Source organism: Halorussus salilacus, from assembly GCF_024138125.1.
GTDB lineage: Archaea > Halobacteriota > Halobacteria > Halobacteriales > Haladaptataceae > Halorussus > Halorussus salilacus.
On sequence record NZ_CP099993.1, the window covers coordinates 3,021,769 to 3,037,152 of the forward strand.

General features: G+C 66.4%; 18 protein-coding genes and 1 tRNA gene. 3 read left to right on the forward strand and 16 right to left on the reverse strand.

Annotated elements, in window-relative coordinates:
• The 13 genes from arlH to NGM10_RS15570 form a co-directional block, all read right to left on the reverse strand.
• Complete coding sequence (arlH, locus tag NGM10_RS15510) at nucleotides 1-768, reverse strand: archaellum protein ArlH (RefSeq protein WP_253480354.1); 768 nt, start codon at nucleotides 766-768, stop codon at nucleotides 1-3.
• Nucleotides 765-1,208, reverse strand: a complete 444-nt coding sequence (gene arlG, locus NGM10_RS15515; protein WP_253480356.1) for an archaellum stator protein ArlG — start codon at nucleotides 1,206-1,208, stop codon at nucleotides 765-767. Before arlG ends, arlH begins: the two co-directional genes overlap by 4 nt.
• Complete coding sequence (gene arlF / locus NGM10_RS15520) at nucleotides 1,209-1,676, reverse strand: archaellum stator protein ArlF (RefSeq protein WP_253480358.1); 468 nt, start codon at nucleotides 1,674-1,676, stop codon at nucleotides 1,209-1,211.
• Nucleotides 1,660-3,009, reverse strand: a complete 1,350-nt coding sequence (locus tag NGM10_RS15525; RefSeq protein WP_253480360.1) for a FlaD/FlaE family flagellar protein — start codon at nucleotides 3,007-3,009, stop codon at nucleotides 1,660-1,662. The genes arlF and NGM10_RS15525 overlap by 17 nt, the downstream gene beginning before the upstream one ends.
• A gap of 123 nt (nucleotides 3,010-3,132) precedes the next feature.
• Nucleotides 3,133-3,957, reverse strand: coding sequence for a CheR family methyltransferase (locus tag NGM10_RS15530; protein ID WP_253480362.1), 825 nt, complete (start codon nucleotides 3,955-3,957; stop codon nucleotides 3,133-3,135).
• Nucleotides 3,954-4,463 (reverse strand): chemotaxis protein CheD, encoded by a 510-nt coding sequence (locus NGM10_RS15535; protein ID WP_253480364.1) that lies wholly within the window; start codon nucleotides 4,461-4,463, stop codon nucleotides 3,954-3,956. Before NGM10_RS15535 ends, NGM10_RS15530 begins: the two co-directional genes overlap by 4 nt.
• Before the next feature lie 2 nt (nucleotides 4,464-4,465).
• Nucleotides 4,466-5,641, reverse strand: a complete 1,176-nt coding sequence (locus NGM10_RS15540) for a chemotaxis protein CheC (protein ID WP_253480366.1) — start codon at nucleotides 5,639-5,641, stop codon at nucleotides 4,466-4,468.
• Entirely contained in the window at nucleotides 5,638-6,252 is a 615-nt protein-coding gene (locus NGM10_RS15545) for a chemotaxis protein CheC (RefSeq protein ID WP_253480368.1), read from the reverse strand. The genes NGM10_RS15540 and NGM10_RS15545 overlap by 4 nt, the downstream gene beginning before the upstream one ends.
• A complete protein-coding gene (gene cheA, locus NGM10_RS15550; protein ID WP_253480370.1) occupies nucleotides 6,249-8,393 on the reverse strand; it encodes a chemotaxis protein CheA in 2,145 nt (714 codons plus the stop codon). Before cheA ends, NGM10_RS15545 begins: the two co-directional genes overlap by 4 nt.
• 6 nt (nucleotides 8,394-8,399) lie before the next feature.
• A complete protein-coding gene (gene cheB / locus NGM10_RS15555) occupies nucleotides 8,400-9,437 on the reverse strand; it encodes a chemotaxis-specific protein-glutamate methyltransferase CheB (protein WP_253480372.1) in 1,038 nt (345 codons plus the stop codon).
• On the reverse strand, nucleotides 9,434-9,796 hold the full coding sequence (gene cheY, locus NGM10_RS15560) for a chemotaxis protein CheY (protein ID WP_253480374.1): 363 nt from the start codon (nucleotides 9,794-9,796) through the stop codon (nucleotides 9,434-9,436). The genes cheB and cheY overlap by 4 nt, the downstream gene beginning before the upstream one ends.
• Nucleotides 9,797-9,889: 93 nt before the next feature.
• On the reverse strand, nucleotides 9,890-10,450 hold the full coding sequence (locus tag NGM10_RS15565) for a chemotaxis protein CheW (RefSeq protein ID WP_253480376.1): 561 nt from the start codon (nucleotides 10,448-10,450) through the stop codon (nucleotides 9,890-9,892).
• Nucleotides 10,451-10,585: 135 nt separating this feature from the next.
• On the reverse strand, nucleotides 10,586-11,206 hold the full coding sequence (locus NGM10_RS15570; protein WP_253480378.1) for a DUF7500 family protein: 621 nt from the start codon (nucleotides 11,204-11,206) through the stop codon (nucleotides 10,586-10,588).
• 188 nt (nucleotides 11,207-11,394) lie between these two features.
• Between NGM10_RS15570 and NGM10_RS15575 the strand changes: the two genes are divergently transcribed.
• The 3 genes from NGM10_RS15575 (at nucleotide 11,395) to NGM10_RS15585 (ending at nucleotide 13,087) form a co-directional block, all read left to right on the forward strand.
• Entirely contained in the window at nucleotides 11,395-11,649 is a 255-nt protein-coding gene (locus NGM10_RS15575; protein ID WP_253480380.1) for a TrmB family transcriptional regulator, read from the forward strand.
• Nucleotides 11,650-11,921: 272 nt separating this feature from the next.
• The gene (locus NGM10_RS15580) at nucleotides 11,922-12,773 is read left to right on the forward strand and encodes a Rieske (2Fe-2S) protein (protein WP_253480382.1); all 852 of its coding nucleotides are present in this window, start codon (nucleotides 11,922-11,924) and stop codon (nucleotides 12,771-12,773) included.
• A 104-nt stretch (nucleotides 12,774-12,877) separates the two neighbouring features.
• Nucleotides 12,878-13,087, forward strand: coding sequence for a hypothetical protein (locus NGM10_RS15585; protein ID WP_253480384.1), 210 nt, complete (start codon nucleotides 12,878-12,880; stop codon nucleotides 13,085-13,087).
• Between the two features lie 298 nt (nucleotides 13,088-13,385).
• Here the strand turns inward: NGM10_RS15585 and NGM10_RS15590 are convergent.
• The 3 genes from NGM10_RS15590 to NGM10_RS15600 form a co-directional block, all read right to left on the reverse strand.
• A tRNA-Thr gene (locus NGM10_RS15590) sits at nucleotides 13,386-13,459 on the reverse strand.
• Nucleotides 13,460-13,476: 17 nt separating this feature from the next.
• Entirely contained in the window at nucleotides 13,477-13,956 is a 480-nt protein-coding gene (locus tag NGM10_RS15595; protein ID WP_253480385.1) for a GNAT family N-acetyltransferase, read from the reverse strand.
• Complete coding sequence (locus NGM10_RS15600) at nucleotides 13,957-15,156, reverse strand: phosphoglycerate kinase (RefSeq protein ID WP_253480387.1); 1,200 nt, start codon at nucleotides 15,154-15,156, stop codon at nucleotides 13,957-13,959.
• Nucleotides 15,157-15,384 lie beyond the last annotated feature (228 nt).

The following is a 15,384-nucleotide window of genomic DNA, read 5'->3' on the forward strand; positions in this document are numbered from 1 at the left end:
TTACGCGACGCTACGACTCTCGATGACGATGCCCGCGTCGGCGCGAACCGAGAATCCGATGGTGTCACCGACCTGCTCGCCCATCCCGGCGAACCGCTTGACCGAGATGTTGCGGCGAACGTCGTTGCCGACTTCGACCATCTGGAGCTCCATGAACACGTCGGCGATGGCCCGGAACGGGCCGATCGCCTCCTCGTCGACCGTCGAGGGGTCCACGGTCAGGACGATGACCTTCCCCTGGGAGACGAGGTCCCGGAAGAAGGAGATGATCTCGAGGGCGGCCTGACGCTCCTCGTTCTGGCGGATGAGTGCCTCGAACATGGGGTCGTTGCGCAGGATGGCGTCGAACGTGTCGATGACGACCACGTCGGCGTTCCACATCGCCTCGGCGTTCATGAGGCGGTTGAGCAACTCCTTGCGGTTGCCCTCCTCGTCCTCGGCGGGTCGGGTTAGACGCCGCCCGCTTCCGGTGTCCACGTCGGCGTGGAGGAAGAGCAGGCGCTCGTCGAGCAGGTGGTCTTCGACGTTGTACGTCAGCGAGTGCATCTGGTCGATGAACCCGCCGATGGTGAGCTCGGTCGACAGGAGGGTGACCGTGTGGTCGGTCTCGCAGAGTCCGTAGCTGAACCGCTGGCTCATTGCGGACTTCCCGGCCCCGTAGTCGCCCTCGATGAGGACGATAGAGCCGCGGGGGATGCCGCCGCCGAGTTCGTGGTTCAGCCGGTCGTGGTCCTCCAGACCGAGCGAGTAGAGATTATCTCGTGTCATGTTCGGAATTCGAGCACCTCCTCGTCGCCGTTGACGACGACCTTCACGCGGTGGTCCGTGTCGGAGTCGAGGTCGCTTTCTATTTCCAGTTCGACGACGTTTCCGACCTGCCAGGTCGAGCCGTCGACGACCGACACGGTGACGTCCGTCTGATACTCTCCGTTCACCAGCACTTCAATCTGGTCACTCTCGGCGGGTAGGTCCCGTGACCCGGTGTTCTTTACCAGCACCCGAATCGTGTCGTCCTCGTACACCGCGCCGCTACCGGGGTCGCTGATGATCTCGACGTCGGTCCGCACGTCTTGGGACACGTCGAGGCTTCGGTCGCCGAGCGCCGACGACAGCCGCTGGACGCCCTGCGTGAACGTCCCGGCGACGCTGGCGGCGATGAGCAGGCTGGCGATGAACAGGATGAGATGGGCGCTGGAGACGCTCGCCATTCAGGCTCCCTCCTCGCTCGTCACGTCCCCGGCCGCGGAGACGCCGGGGCCGGTCACGACCTTCACGCGGTCGGGCTCGGATTCGACGGAGACGTTGAATCGGAGGGTCTCGCCGGGCATCCAGAGGTCGGTTTCGTCGTTCCCGTCCACGTCCAGCGCAGTCATATTCTCACCAGTATGAGAGATGTAATTTCCGTCTATAAGGATGTCGGTGTCCGAGACGGACAGCGTCGAGGAGCCGTCGTTCGTGGCCGTCGCGTTGAGGTACAGCTGTCCGTCCTGATTGGCGACGGCGGCGTCGGCGATACCGACCTGCGTGTTCTGTCGCACGAGCTCGTCGTCTGAGGTGTCCTGATAGGCGTCCGTGACCCGTTCGAGACCGTTGCTCCCGGCGGTGTACGCCATCCCGAAGCTGATGACGATCCCGAGGAACAGGACCACCGTCGCGCCGCTAACGCTGAATCCCATCGTTCCCACCTCGAATCTGGGCGCAGTGTTCGACGATCCTCCGCTGGACGGCGTCGCCGGTCAGCTGGCTCAGGAAGGTGAGACTCTGGATGTGGTCGTCGATAGCGAGCGTCGCGGGCCCGGTCTCCTCGGGGTCCACCTCGTCGACGTCGGCGAACCCGCCGACGTACGCCAACAGTTCCTCTTCGACCGACTCACTGATCCACCCGATGTCGCCGTAGTAGGTGATGGTCCGGACGGCGTCCTGGGGACCGAACTCGGTCACGAGGAACTCCAGCCACTCCATTACCACCAAGTCGGCGACGTAGCCGCTCGGCAACGCCGCGAGGTACGGCTTGCCGTCGAGCCCCGACGAGTTCGCCGTGGTCGCTGGCTCGACTGGTTCGGTCTCCGCGGGCTCCTCGAACTCGAACCCGCCGTCATCCTCGGTCGTCGGCTCGGGGTCGACCTCGGCATCCACGTCGGCGTCGGGTTCGGGTTCGGCGGCCTCGCCGTCTCCCTCGGCCCAGTCGGCGTCGCCCGATTCGTACTCCTCTTTGAGTTCCGCGAAGGTCGACCCGCCCGCCTGTCCGCCGCCCTCGTCGCTCGCGCCCTCGGATTCGAGCGACTCGCCGCCCATCCCCTCGTCGGGGTCGTCGAATCCGAGGTCGTCGCCAGCGTCCTCCCCGAAGTCGTCGAACTCGTCGTCCTCGTCCTCGAAATCGTCGTCGAAGAAGCTCTCGGCCTCGGCGTCGGCGACGTCCCCGTCGAGATCCGACTCCTCTTCGTCCTCGTCGCCGTCGAACAGTCCGAACCCGCCCTCGCCGTCGCCCCCCGCGCCGAAGGCGTCGCCGCCCATACCGCCCTGCTGAACGTCGTCGACGAAGGGATTGACCCCGCGGGTCACCATCTCGTAAATCTCGAGCAATTTTCGGACGTTCTCCTCGGTGTCGTCGACCTTCGCGCTGATCTGCTCGTTCTCGCTCCGGACCGTGCTGACGGTCGAGGAGATCTCGGCGACCTCGTTTTCGAGTTCGTCGATGCGGTTCTCCAGTTCCTGGGTCACCCCCCCTCCGCCACCCCCCATGCCGAACTCGTCGTCGTCGCCGCCGTCTACCCAGTCGTCCATCTCGGCGTCCATTCCCATCCCCCCGTCCATCCCCATGCTGTCGTCCATCTCTCCGAAGTCGTCGTCCATCTCGCCTCCCATTCCGTCCCCGAAGAGGTCGTCGCCGCCGCCGTCGGCGTCGACGTTCTCACCCTCCTCTTCGTCCATGAAATCCATGATTCCCATGCCGACCACGCCCGTCCCGAGGAGGTAGACGAACTGGTCGGTGAGACCGATAAGTTTCATTACCGACAACAGCGAACTTCCACCACATTAATCTTCCCCCTGAGTTATCAGTACTGATACTGTCCGTCTGACGCGCCCTACTGCGGTTTTCGGGGGCTCTACGCCCCGTTTTCCTCCGATTCGCTATCGAACGGATATACTATCAGTTTTTCTATATATCCGGAGTCTGCGAGCGACCGCGTCGAAGCCGGGCTTGAGTTGGTCCGGGAGCGTCTCGGTCTTGCCGATGATGAGGTAGCCGCCTTCTCGTAGCGACTTCGAGACGGTCTCGAGGATGGGAAGTTTGTGCTCGGTGTCGATGTAGATGAAGAGGTTCCGACAGACCACGAGGTCGAAGTCGGACTTCGGGTCGCCGTTGATGAGGTCGTGGCGCTCGAACTCCACGAGCTCTTTCACCGGGTCGGTCACCGCGAAACTCTCGTCGTCGCGCTCGACGTACCGCTCGTGCTCGTCGAGGGGCGCGAGTTGCTCGGCGATGTCGGTCGTCCGCGTGCTGCGGTAGACCCCCTGCCGGGCCGCCGACAGTATCTCGCGGTCGATATCGGTCGCGGTTATCTCGATCCGCGACTCGTCGACCTCGGGGTCGTCGAGCGCCAGCATCGCGAGCGAGTACGGTTCGCGACCGTCCGAACACGCCGCGCTCCAGAGTCGAACCGTCCCCGACTCCTCCGAGAGCGACCGGAGGACCGAACGCAGTTCCTCCCAGACCTTCGGGTTCCGGAAGAAGCTGGTGACGTTGACCGAGAAGGCGTCGAGCAGGGCCTCCTGCTCGCGGTCGTCGTCGGCCAACAGCGCGTGGTACTCGGCGTAGTCGTCGGCGTCGGTCCGTCGCATTCGCGAGGAGACCCGCCGGTCGAGGTACGCGTCGTCGTAGTAGCTCGTGGCGAATCCCAGTTCGTCCTCGACGTACCGCAGGAGTCGGTCGAACGCCTCGTCGTCGGGGCTCACAGCTCTCGACCTCCCTCGTGTGCGCTGGCGACCGCGAGCGTCCACGTCCCCGGGTCGACCGAAATGGACCGGCCGTGGCTCCCGCCAACGTCTTCGGCGACGACCGGCACGTCGCGGTCGGCCAGCGCCTCGCGGGCGCGGGCGACGTTCCGCTGGCCGACCCCCTCCCCGACGCCGGAGAAGTCGAGCATCCGGCTCCCGCCCGCGAGCTTGGCTTCGAGCCGGTCGGGGTCGGCCCCCTCTGACTCGACCGCTGCCACCAGTCGCTCGACGCCGCGGTCGACCGACTTCGCGGGCTTGGCGAGGTCGTCGCGGTCGGCGGTCGGGAGCATGACGTGGGCCAGCCCCGCGACCCCGGCGTCGGGGTCGGCGACCGCGACCGCGACGCACGAACCCAGACCGCTGGTCGTGAGTCGGGTGTCGCCGCTGGCGACCGCAAGCTCCGCTACGCCGACCCGAATCCGCTCGGGCGGGCCGTCGGTGCGGGGAGGTGGTTCGGCGGTCATGCTCACAGTGAACCCGCCTTGGTCGTCCGTTCGGCCGTTGCGTCCGGGTCGAGGTCGGCGAGGACCGACCGGAGCTCGGTCTCGTCGGGAATCGCGTAGAGCTGGCAGTCGAACGACCGGTCGTCGGCCCGGAGGGTGGCGTCGAACAGGAACGCGAACGACTGGCGCTGGCCGAGGCGCGCGACCACCGAGTCGGCGACCGCCCGGCCCATGTCGTGGACGAACTGGGGCGTCGAGATGTCGATGGTGGCGTCCAGCACGTTCGCCCAGCCGTCCACGAAACTGCTGGTCATCACGTTCCCGATCTCCTGTATGGCCGACCGGTTCATCCCGTCGAACGATTCGACCTCTTCGACGCCCGGTACCAGCGCCGCGACCACCTCGCGGGCCGACGGCTCGTCGAACAGTATCATCATGTAGCCGCCGGGCGCGCCCTCGAATTCGAGGACGACCCCGACGTGCTCGCGGCCGCTCAGTTCGGCGGGCACGTCCTCTATCGGGACGAAACTCAGGTGAGAGACGTCCACGGTCGTGTCGATGCCGGTCATCGCCGAGACGCTCTCGGAGGCGGTCCTCGCGCCAGCCCGCGCGACCTCCCGGAGCGCGGTCAGCTTCTCGACCGGAATCTCGCCGCCGCCGTCGGCGAGCATCGCCGCCAGCGAGTCGGGGTCGGGGAACATGTGGAACTCGAAGTCGAGTCGCTCGCCGACCGCGCTGGCCCTGCTCCGGAACACGACCGCGCGGTCGCGCTCGAACCCCACCGCGTCGAACAGGTCGGCGGGAGTCCCGTCGATCCGACTCGGCGGCGAGAGGTCGATGGTGGTTTCGAGGTGGTCGGCCCACGCGTCGACGAACCCGCTGGTGACCACGTTGCCGACCTCCCGGATCGCGCTGTCGCGCAACTCCGCGCCCGGGAGGAGGGCGTCGAGCAACGTCTCGACGCCCTCCGGCGGGAACGAGAGGACGCTCTGGCCGGTGACCGCTCCCTCGAACTCGACGACGACGCCGATGCGCTCGCGGTCGTCGCGGGCGAGCGCGTCGGCCGAGCAGAGCGAGACGCCGGTCACGTCCACCGCGGTCTCGATGCCTGTCATGCCGGTGAGGTTCCGGGCGGCGCGCTCGGCACCCTCGTGGGCGGTCCTGCTGAAGGTGCCGAGGGACTCGATGTCGACTCTCATATCTCGATCTGTTTCATCAGTCCGACCAGTTCCGCCAACTCGGGGAAGGTGTACACCTTGACCTCCACGTCGGCCTCGCGCGCGTGAACGCGGGAATCGAACACGAGGGCCATCTCGTCGGACCGGGTTCCCACGAGGTTCTCGACCATCCGCGAGCCCGCGCCGTAGGTGAACTTGGGGGTCGAGATGTCGATGGTCGTGTTCAGGACGTTCGCCCACCCGTCGATGAAGCCGCTGGTCATGATGTTGCCGATCTCCTGGACCGCCGACTTCTCCATGTCCGAGAAGCCGTTCGAGGAGCCCCCGGAGTCGCCCGGGAGCATCCCCGACGCCAGCGCCTTCGCGCTCCGGGCGCTGAACAGGAAGAGGATGTACCCGTGGGGCGGCTCGGTCAGCTGGATGTGGATGCCGACCTGCTTGTCGTGGCCCACATGGGTCTTGATGTCCTCGATGTCGAGGAAGTTTATCTTCGTGATCTCCATCTCGGTCTCCATCCCAGTCATCTGATTGAGGTGGGCCGCGACCGTGTTCGCGCCCTCCTTGGCCATCTGATTGAAGATGTTCAGCTTGCGAATGTCTACTTTCAAGTTTTCAGTGTCACCTCGGCTCATAGTGTCTCCACGTCCAGAATCGTCACCACGTCGCCCTCGCCGAGGACCGCGGCCCCCGAGAGCCCGGGGATGCCGCTGAGGATGCCCTCGAACGGTTTGACGACGACCTCTTCCTGTCGGCTCACCGCGTCGCAATGGATGGCGACCTGTCGCTCGGACTCCTTGACCCGGACCAGCATCCCGTCGCCGTTCTTGGTCTCGCCCGGGACGTTCAGCGCGTCCCCGAGCCGGACCAGCGGATACACCGTGTCGTCGTGGGTGATTACCTCCTCGCCCTCGACGGTTTTGACCTCGCCCATCCGCCGAATCTCGTCGACGTTCTTGATGGGAATGCCGTACTCCTCGTCGCCCGACTCCACGAACAGCATCTTCACGATGGCGACCGTGACCGGGAGCGAGAGGCTGATGGTCGTCCCCTCGCCGGGCGTGCTGTCGACGTCGATGACGCCGTCGAGCCGGGAGACGGTGTCGTTGACCACGTCCATCCCGACCCCGCGGCCGCTCACGTCGGTCACCTCGTCGGTGGTCGAGAAGCCCGCGTGGAAGATGAGCTCTTGGGCCTCCTGGTCGTCGAGTTCGTCGGCCTCCTCGCGGGTCAGCACGCCCTTCTCGACCGCCTTCGACCGGATGCCGTCGGGGTCGATGCCCCCGCCGTCGTCCTCGACCTCGATGGTCACGCGGTCGCGCGAGCGCGACCCGCGAAGCCGGACTGTCCCCTCGCGGGGCTTGCCCGCGGCTTCACGCTCGTCTGGGTCCTCGATGCCGTGGTCGACCGCGTTCCGGAGAAGGTGCATCAGCGGGTCGCTGATCTCGTCGAGGATGGTGCGGTCCAGCTCGATGTCGGTCCCCTCCATCTGGAAGTCGATGTCCTTGTCCTGCTCGCGCGAGAGGTCACGGACCAGCCGCGGGAACTTATCGACCACCTTCTTGAGCGGCACCAGCCGCATGTCCATCACGGTGTCCTGAAGACTCCCCGTTATCTTGTCGAGTTCGTCGAGGTGGTCCTCGGCGTTCGACAGCTCGGCCTGCTCGATGGACCGCCGGAGCTTGATGCGGCTCGTGACGAGCTGTTCGACCTGTCCGTGGAGGTCGTCGAGCTGGTCTACGTCCACCCGGACCGACTGAATCTCTTCGATGGTCTCGTCGCCGCCCGTCGACCGCGAGCGACTCGACGAGTCGCTCGCGGTCGAGGAGTCGCTTGCGGTCGCGGTGTCGGCCGCTGATTCGCCTGCGTCGTCGTCCGAACCGCCGGTCGCCTCTTCGTCCGCGGCGGCCGAATCGGCCGCCGCGTCCTCGGTCGGGGACTCGTCGCCAGCGGCGGCCGCGGCCTCCGCGGCCGCCGCGATGTCGTCGTCGGTGACCGCCGAGACGGTTCCGGACTCGATTTTACCGACCGAACCCACGGCCGCCTCGACCTCGTCTGCGGTCTCGGCCGTGACGAACGCGTCGAAGCCGTCGTCGTACTCGCCATCGTTGACGGCGTCCACGTCAGGGACCGTGGCGAGCAGGTCGAGGTCGCTACTCAGCCCCTCCAGCGCGAACATCCCGTCGACGCCCTTCATCTGGGGGTCGCCCATGTCGACGGCGACGTGGAACACCTCGCCGTCGGCGTCGGCCAGCGTAGCGGGGTCGTCGAGGGCCGTGAGGGCGTCCTCGACCGGGTCGGCCGACGACGAGTCGTCGGCCGACCCGTCGCCACCTGTCTCCTCGGCCCCGCTCGCCTCGTCGCCGGGCGTCTCGTCGCCCGCCGATTCGCCGCCGGTTTCGCCGCGCTGGATGGCGTCGCGGATGTCGGCGACGATGTCGTCGGGTTCGATGTCCGACTCGCCCGTCTCGTCTATCTGGTCGAGCGCGCGGTCGATCTCGTCGACGCCCGCGAACACGAGGTCCATCATCTCCGAACTCACTTCCATCCGGCCCTGTCGGACCTCGTCGAGCAGGTCCTCGATGGCGTGGGCGAGGTCGCTCGCGTCCTGAAAGCCCATCGCACCGAAGTTGCCCTTGAGCGTGTGGGCCGTCCGGAATATGGAGTCCATCGCGGCCTCGTCGCCCGGGTCGTCTTCGAGCGCGAGCAGGGAGTTGTTCAACTCGGTGATGTTCTCTTCGCTCTCTCGTATGAACTCCTGTAGGTAGTCTTCCATCGTGTGTCACCCGTTCTCTCGGATCGTGTCGAGTATCGCCTTGCCCATCTCCTCGGCGGGGAGGACCCGGTCGACACAGCCCGTCTCGATTGCGCGGGCCGGGATGCCGAACACCGAGCAGGTCTCTTCGTTCTGGGCGAGCGTCGCGCCGTCGACGGCCTTGATGGCCTCGATGCCAGCCGCGCCGTCGCTACCCATGCCGGTGAGGACCACGCCGGTCAGCGGGCCGTCGACCTTCTCGGCCGCGGTCTCCATCGTGGTGTCGATGGCGGGGCGCACGCCGTGGCGCTGTTCGTCCTGCTGGAGGCGCAGGCGAAGTCGACCGTTGCCGTATCCGGCGACCTCCATGTGATAGTCGCCCTTCGCGACGACCGCCTCGCCGCCGCCGATGCGCATCCCGTCCTCGGCCTCCGCCACGTCGTACTCGCTGCGGCGGTCGAGGCGGGCGGCGAACCGCTCGGTGAAGCCGTCGGGCATGTGCTGGACGACCAGCACCCGGAGGTCGGCCTCCCGGGGCAGGTCCGAGAGGACCTTCTCGACCACTCTCGGGCCGCCGGTCGAGGCCCCGACCACGAGCGTCGGGTTCGCGACGTACTCGTGGTCGGCCTCGATAGCCTCGTCGTCGGTCTCGACGTCGCCGACCGACGAGGGGTCGGCCCGCGTGGCCGACCGGACCTTCTCGACCAGCGCCTCGCGGTGGGCGGATATCTCGGTCGAGACCTCCCCGCCCGGCTTGGCGAGGAAGTCGACCGCGCCCTTCTCCAGCGCCTCGAAGGTCGCCTCCGCGCCCTCGTCGGTGTGGGCAGACAGCATCAGCACGGGGGTCGGGTTCGTCGCCATGATCTCCTCGACGGCCTCGATGCCGTTCATGCGGGGCATCTCTACGTCCATCGTGACCACGTCGGGGTCGTGGGTCTCGACCGCGGCCACGCCCGCCTCGCCGTCGGCGGCCTGCTCGACCACCTCGATGCCGTCGGATTCGAGGATGTCGGAGATGACGGTCCGCATGAAGTGAGAGTCGTCGACGACGACTGCCTGCGTCATGCTGAGACGACGTCCTCGATGGCGTCCATCACGCTGGGTTTCTGGAAGGGTTTGGTGATGTAGCCGTCGGCACCCGCCTTGATGGCGGCCTTCATCTTCTCCTCCTGTCCGATGCTGGTACACATGATGATGTTCGAGTTGGGGTTGCTCTCCTTGATCTCGGAGGTCGCCTCGATGCCGTCCCGGATGGGCATCACGATGTCCATCATCACGAGGTCGGGGCTGTGTTCCTCGTAGAGTTCGATGGCCTCCACCCCGTTCTCGGCCTCGCCCGCGATCTCGAACTCCTCTTCGAGGATCTCCCGAAGCAGATTCCGCATAAACTCCGAATCGTCGACGATCAGCACGTTCTTTGCCATTGGACAGTCACCAGGCGATTGGTTCGAAAGAGGGTGAAATAAATGCTCCCCTACAATTATCATCGCTGATGCTCGGAGGGGCGTCGGATGGGCTCATTTCAATTGGTCGATGACCGCGTCGATGTCCACCCAGACGACGAGGTCGAGGGCGTCGCCCTCGACCTCGTCCTCGGCTTGGGGCTTCCGGATGATGCCTCGCGAGACGCGCTCCTCGATACCTCTGGTTTCGAGGTTCGAGATGTCGTCGTCGGTGTCGATGCGGTCCTCGGCGTAGGTGGCGACTTCGAGCACCTCGTCCACCCGGATGCCGATCTTCTGCTTGTCGTCGGCCCGGTCGAGCACGAGGACGTTCTGGTCGTCGGTGTCGGGGGCCTCGCCCTCGACGCCGAGGAACTCCCGGGGGTCGATGATGGCGGTGGTCTCCCCGCGGAGGTCCATCACGCCGTCGATGGGGTCGGGCGTCCGGGGGATGCGAGTCACCTTCTTTATTTCGACGATGCCGTCGACCTCGTCGATGTCGACCGCGCAGTAGTCCTCGCCGAGGCGGAACTCCACGACCTGTCGGGTCTCCACGTCGTGGGCCTCTACCGGGAGCGCCTCCTCGTCGTCGCCCGGAGCGTCGCTGGCGGTCGGGTCTGTCTCCTGTGCCTCCATACGGTCTCTATTTCGAACATCGAACGCCAGTACATAAAACCCGGCCTCCGCTCTCGGAGATGATAATCGGTCGGTCGCGGTCCGTGGTCGTCCTCGCGCTCCGTGGTCGCGGTGAACCGCCCCGGAACTCGCTGCTCAGACGTTCTCGGGCGGGAAGACCATCCCGCGGTCGTCCTGAACGGCCTCGAAGAGGTCGGCGATGGTGTCGTCGGGGTCGAGGTCGTAGGCTTCGAGGATGGCCTGCAGGCACGACGGCGAGTAACGGACTCGGACGTTCGACTCGGTCAGCAGGATTCCCAGCACGTCCTCGACGGCGGTCTCGGTGGTCAACTGCTGGGCGTACCACCGCAGGAGGCTGTCGAAGACCGTCCCCACGTCGTCGGAGAACATCTGCTGGTGGCCGACCGCGTCCTCGGACTTCGCGGAGATGTGGAAGCCGTACCGGGCGCTGGTCCCTCGGAGGTCGTCCTCCAGCCATCGTTTGATTTCGGCCGAATCCGCGGGGCCCCCGCGAGCGCTTTCGCCCCGTTCGCCGCCGGCCCTCGCGGCCGCTTCGCCGCTCGCGGTCGCCTCACCGTCCCCGGCCGCACCGCCGTCGGCGTCCGACTCCGGGACCGACGGACGCTCGTCGGTTCCGATGACGTACCGCCCCTGGTCGAGCGCGACGACCTTGTCCTGCTCCTCGATGTCGAGGTCGTCCGGGGACAGCGCCGACCGCTCGTCGGCGTCCCGGCCGCCGTCCGGCATCGGACACATTGTGAAAGGATACCGTTGGACCTCACATAAACCCACCGCCTACCTGACCGGTCGGCGACGAGACCGGTTTCGGAGTTCCGCCTCGGGTTCTCGCCGAACGCGGCAACATTCGCGTCGGACCGCCGCGATTTCGACGAACGTTGTAATAGGGATTTATTATCGTCGAACCTCTGGGTTCGGATACTCAGATGAGCGTTCAACGTCCGACGACACGAGCCCGAGAACTGCCGAGCGAACTGGAGTCGCCGCGAGCGAAGCTGGTCTACCTCTACCTCCAGCCCACGGCCGCTACCCTCGACGAACTTCAGTCGGACCTCGGGCTGGCGAAGATCACGCTGTACAGCATCCTCCGGACGCTTCGGGAGCGGGAATTGGTCGAGAAGCGCAACGGCGAGTTCGCGGTCGTCGAGAAGCGCAACGGCGAGTTCGCGGTCGTCGAGTAGCTACTCTTCGTCGTCTTCGGGGCAGAGCTGGTCCGGCGTGCGCTCGTAGCGAGGCGTGGAGACGAACTGTTGGATACGTTCGCGTTCTTCTTTCGAGAGGTGCATAGGAACCCGAAGTCGTGGTAAGCGTAAAAAGACAGCGGCCGATTTCGCGGGGGCGAGAGTCTCTGTGGTGGGTTCCCGGTCCCCAACAGCCATATCACGTCGGAGGCCTACCTATCCCGTACGGGGGAGATAACGAATGACTAACGCGGAATTCCGGGGGGAGTACCATGGCCGACGAGGAGGATAAGTACCCCGCGGAGTCCGGACGGCGGCGCTTCGTGAAGGGCGTGGTCGGAAGCGCCGCGCTGGCCGGAATCGGCACCGCCGCGGCGGCGGGCATCGACACCGCGACCGCGCCCTCGGGCGCGGGCGGGGGAATCATCCAGTACTTCGGCGTCGAGAACACCGACGGTCCGGCACCGCGCTCGATGCCACAGATACCCGTCGAGATCGACGACGAGGGCTACCTCAGGGGCCTCTGGCCCGAACCGGAGGAGGTCACCGAGCAGGGCCAGACGTTCACCGTCGCCGAGACGCAACTCGGCGGAATCACCTACACCAGCGAGTGGTTCCAGTACTGCGGCATCCAGACCGCCGAAGGCGTCCGACCCGACGCCGACCAGGACAACTACTTCAGGTACTCCGGGTCGGCACCGTACGAGTGGCAACAGAGCGAGGTCGACGGCGGAGACAGGGTCCACATCGACGACTTCGAGGACTACGAGTCGTGGGGCAACGGCATCGGAGACGACGGCATCGGCAAGCCCGCGCTCGCCACATGGCGGTCTCAGGACGTCTCGTCGGCCGAGACGCTCCCCATCCAGCTCATCCGGAGCGAGCGCGTCGAGCAGATGGCCGAGAACAATCAGTGGATACGCGCCAGCACGCAGGAGGGGTTCATCGCCAACCTCAACAAATGCACCCACTTCTGTTGCGTGCCGGGGTTCAAGACGATTGCGGGGAGCGCGCAGTTCGGCGCGGCCGACGAGATTTACTGTCAGTGCCACCAGTCGGTGTACGACCCGTTCAGCATCATACAGGAGTCGTTCGTCGCGCTGCCGAGGCCCGAAGACGAGTAGCGTCGGCCGACCCCTCGCGAGCGCCCTGCAACGCGAGCGACCGATATGTCGGATTCTATAGGCGACAACAAAGATTTTATAGCCGCGGTAAGCATCGGAGAACGTTGAAGCGCACGCTGTCCGCAGTCGTCGACCGGATGAAGCGCCTGCTGGGGTCGTCGGCTTCTGGTCCCGAGGACGGGGGTACCGCCGAGCGAGACGCCGGGCCGGACCTCTACGAGTGTGAGGCCTGCGGCGAGGTGTTCATCTCCCGCCCCTCGGCGTGTTCGAGTTGCGGCTCCGAGGAGTTCTCGAACGTCGGCACGTTCGAGTGAGACCCAATCGCGCCCGGGAACGACGCCGACCGAGCGACGGGCGTCGGTCCGAACCGACCATGGGTCGGGCCACCCGTCCCGTAAGCGTTCGAAAAACGGCGGTGGTGTGGTAACCCGACCCACACACACCACTGGTCACCTCAGATAACCGAGAACGGCGACCGGAAGCCAGGGGTGGGATTTGAACCGAAGCAAGACAGTCCGGGCGTGCGGCCGTCGGCCGTTCCGGGCTGTGACTTGCAGGGTTCAAATCCCACCGAACTACGTCCGTCGTTGCCGACCGCTGGCAACGACCGGAAGCCAGGGGTGGGATTTGAACCCACGAACTCCCGATTACAAGTCGGGTGCTTGAACCGCCCAAGCTCCCCTGGCGCACCCCGACGTTCTCGCTACTCCTTTGTGAGCGTATCGCTTTCGGGTCGTTTCTCCATCTCGATTCGGTGGGGGCGATATCCCCGACACCGGTAGAACTCGCGGGCGGCGTCGTTGTCGGCCATCACCTCCAGCGTCAGGGTCTCGACGCCCGATTCGACCAGCGATTCCTCGGCGGCCGCGAGCAACTCCGAGCCGACGCCCTCTCGGCGGCACTCGGGAGCGACGTAGATGTTCTGGACGACGCCCCGGGTGGTGTCCTGCTCGTAGCGGCCCGACTCGACCCCGAAGCTGACGAAGCCGACGACCTCCTCGTCGGCGCGAGCGACCAGCAACTCCCCGGCGACCGCTCGCCGGGCGAGCGCGTCCCGGACGCGCTCGCGGTTGTCCTCCGCGAGGAGGTGAGAGCCGAACGCGCGCTGGCCCTCCGCCAGCGACACCCAGCGGTCGGCGACCGCGTCCACGTCCTCCAGCGTCCCGGCTTCGACGGTGGTCATTCAGTTCCGCAGGGCTTCGACGGCGGCGAGTTCCTCGCCGGTGAGCATGTTGAGCGCCGCGCCGCCACCGGTACTGACGTGGTCGAAGCCCTCGATTCCGAACCGCCGGATGGCGGCGGCGGTGTCGCCGCCGCCGACCACGCTGTACTCGGCCTCGGTCGCGGTCTCGAACAGGTCGCGAGTGCCAGCGGCGAACGTCTCGTCCTCGAAGACGCCCGCGGGACCGTTGAGGATAGCGGTCCCGGGTCCTCGGAGACGGTCGCCGTACGCGGCGACCGTCTCCGAGCCGATGTCCATGACCGCCTCGCCGTCCTCGGGGGGCAGGTCGGAGACCGCGAGTTCGCACCGTTCGCCGTCGCGCTCGACCGCCACGTCCTTCGGGACCTCGATTCGGTCGCCGTACTCCGCGAGCATGTCGGCCGCGCGGTCGATCTCGTCCCAGTAGCCCTGGTCGTAGACGAAGTCGGCGCTGGCGTCGCCGAGGTCGATGCCCTCGGCCAGCAGGAACACGTTGGCGACGACGCCGGTCGTCAGCACGCTGTCGGCGAGGCCGCGTTCGAGGACGCTCTCGGCGACCGCCATCGAGTCGGGGACCTTCGCGCCGCCGACGACGTAGGTCCGAGGTTCGGGCGTGGCCTCGATGTCGCCGAGAACGTCGAGTTCGCGCTCCATCACTCTGCCCGCGTACCCCGACAGGCGGGTCGGGAAGCCCACGAGCGAGGGTTGCGAGCGGTGGGCGGCCGCGAACGCGTCGTTGACGTAGGCGTCGAGGACGCCCCCGAGCTTCTCGACCAGTTCGGTCCGGGCGGCCCGTTCGGGCGGAAACTCCATGTACTCCTCGCTGTAGAAGCGGGTGTTCTCCAGCACGACCGCCTCTCCGTCGTCGAGGTTCTCGACGGCGCGGCGGGCGTCCGACGAGAAGGTCGCGTCGGCGTACCCGGCCGGGGCGTCGAGGAGTTCGTCGAGGCGCTCGGCGTGCGGTCGGAGGTCCCTGAACTCGTCGCCGCCCGGTCGCCCCTGATGGGCGAGGACGGCGACTCGGCCGCCCCGTTCGAGCAGTTCCGAGAGGGTGTCGACGTGGGCGCGGAGACGGGCGTCGTCGGCGAGACTCCCGTCGTCGTCCAGCGGACTGTTGATGTCGATACGCACTCCGAGCGTGGTCCCTTGGACGGCGAGGTCGTCCAGGGTCTGTATCGCCATACCTGTGCTTGCGACAGCGGGACGCATATATGTGTCGGGGTGAATGACAAATATAAATTCGAAATCGAGTGAACTTCGTTCGCACTCGTCGGACCGACCCCGGTCCGAGGCGGAACTGTAGCCCGCGAAATCCGTCTCCCTCGCCGCCTGTGAGAGCGCCCCTCGGCCGAGATATACCCCCTTGGTAGATTGAACTTTCCCGCCGGGCCACAGGAAAATGACACAATA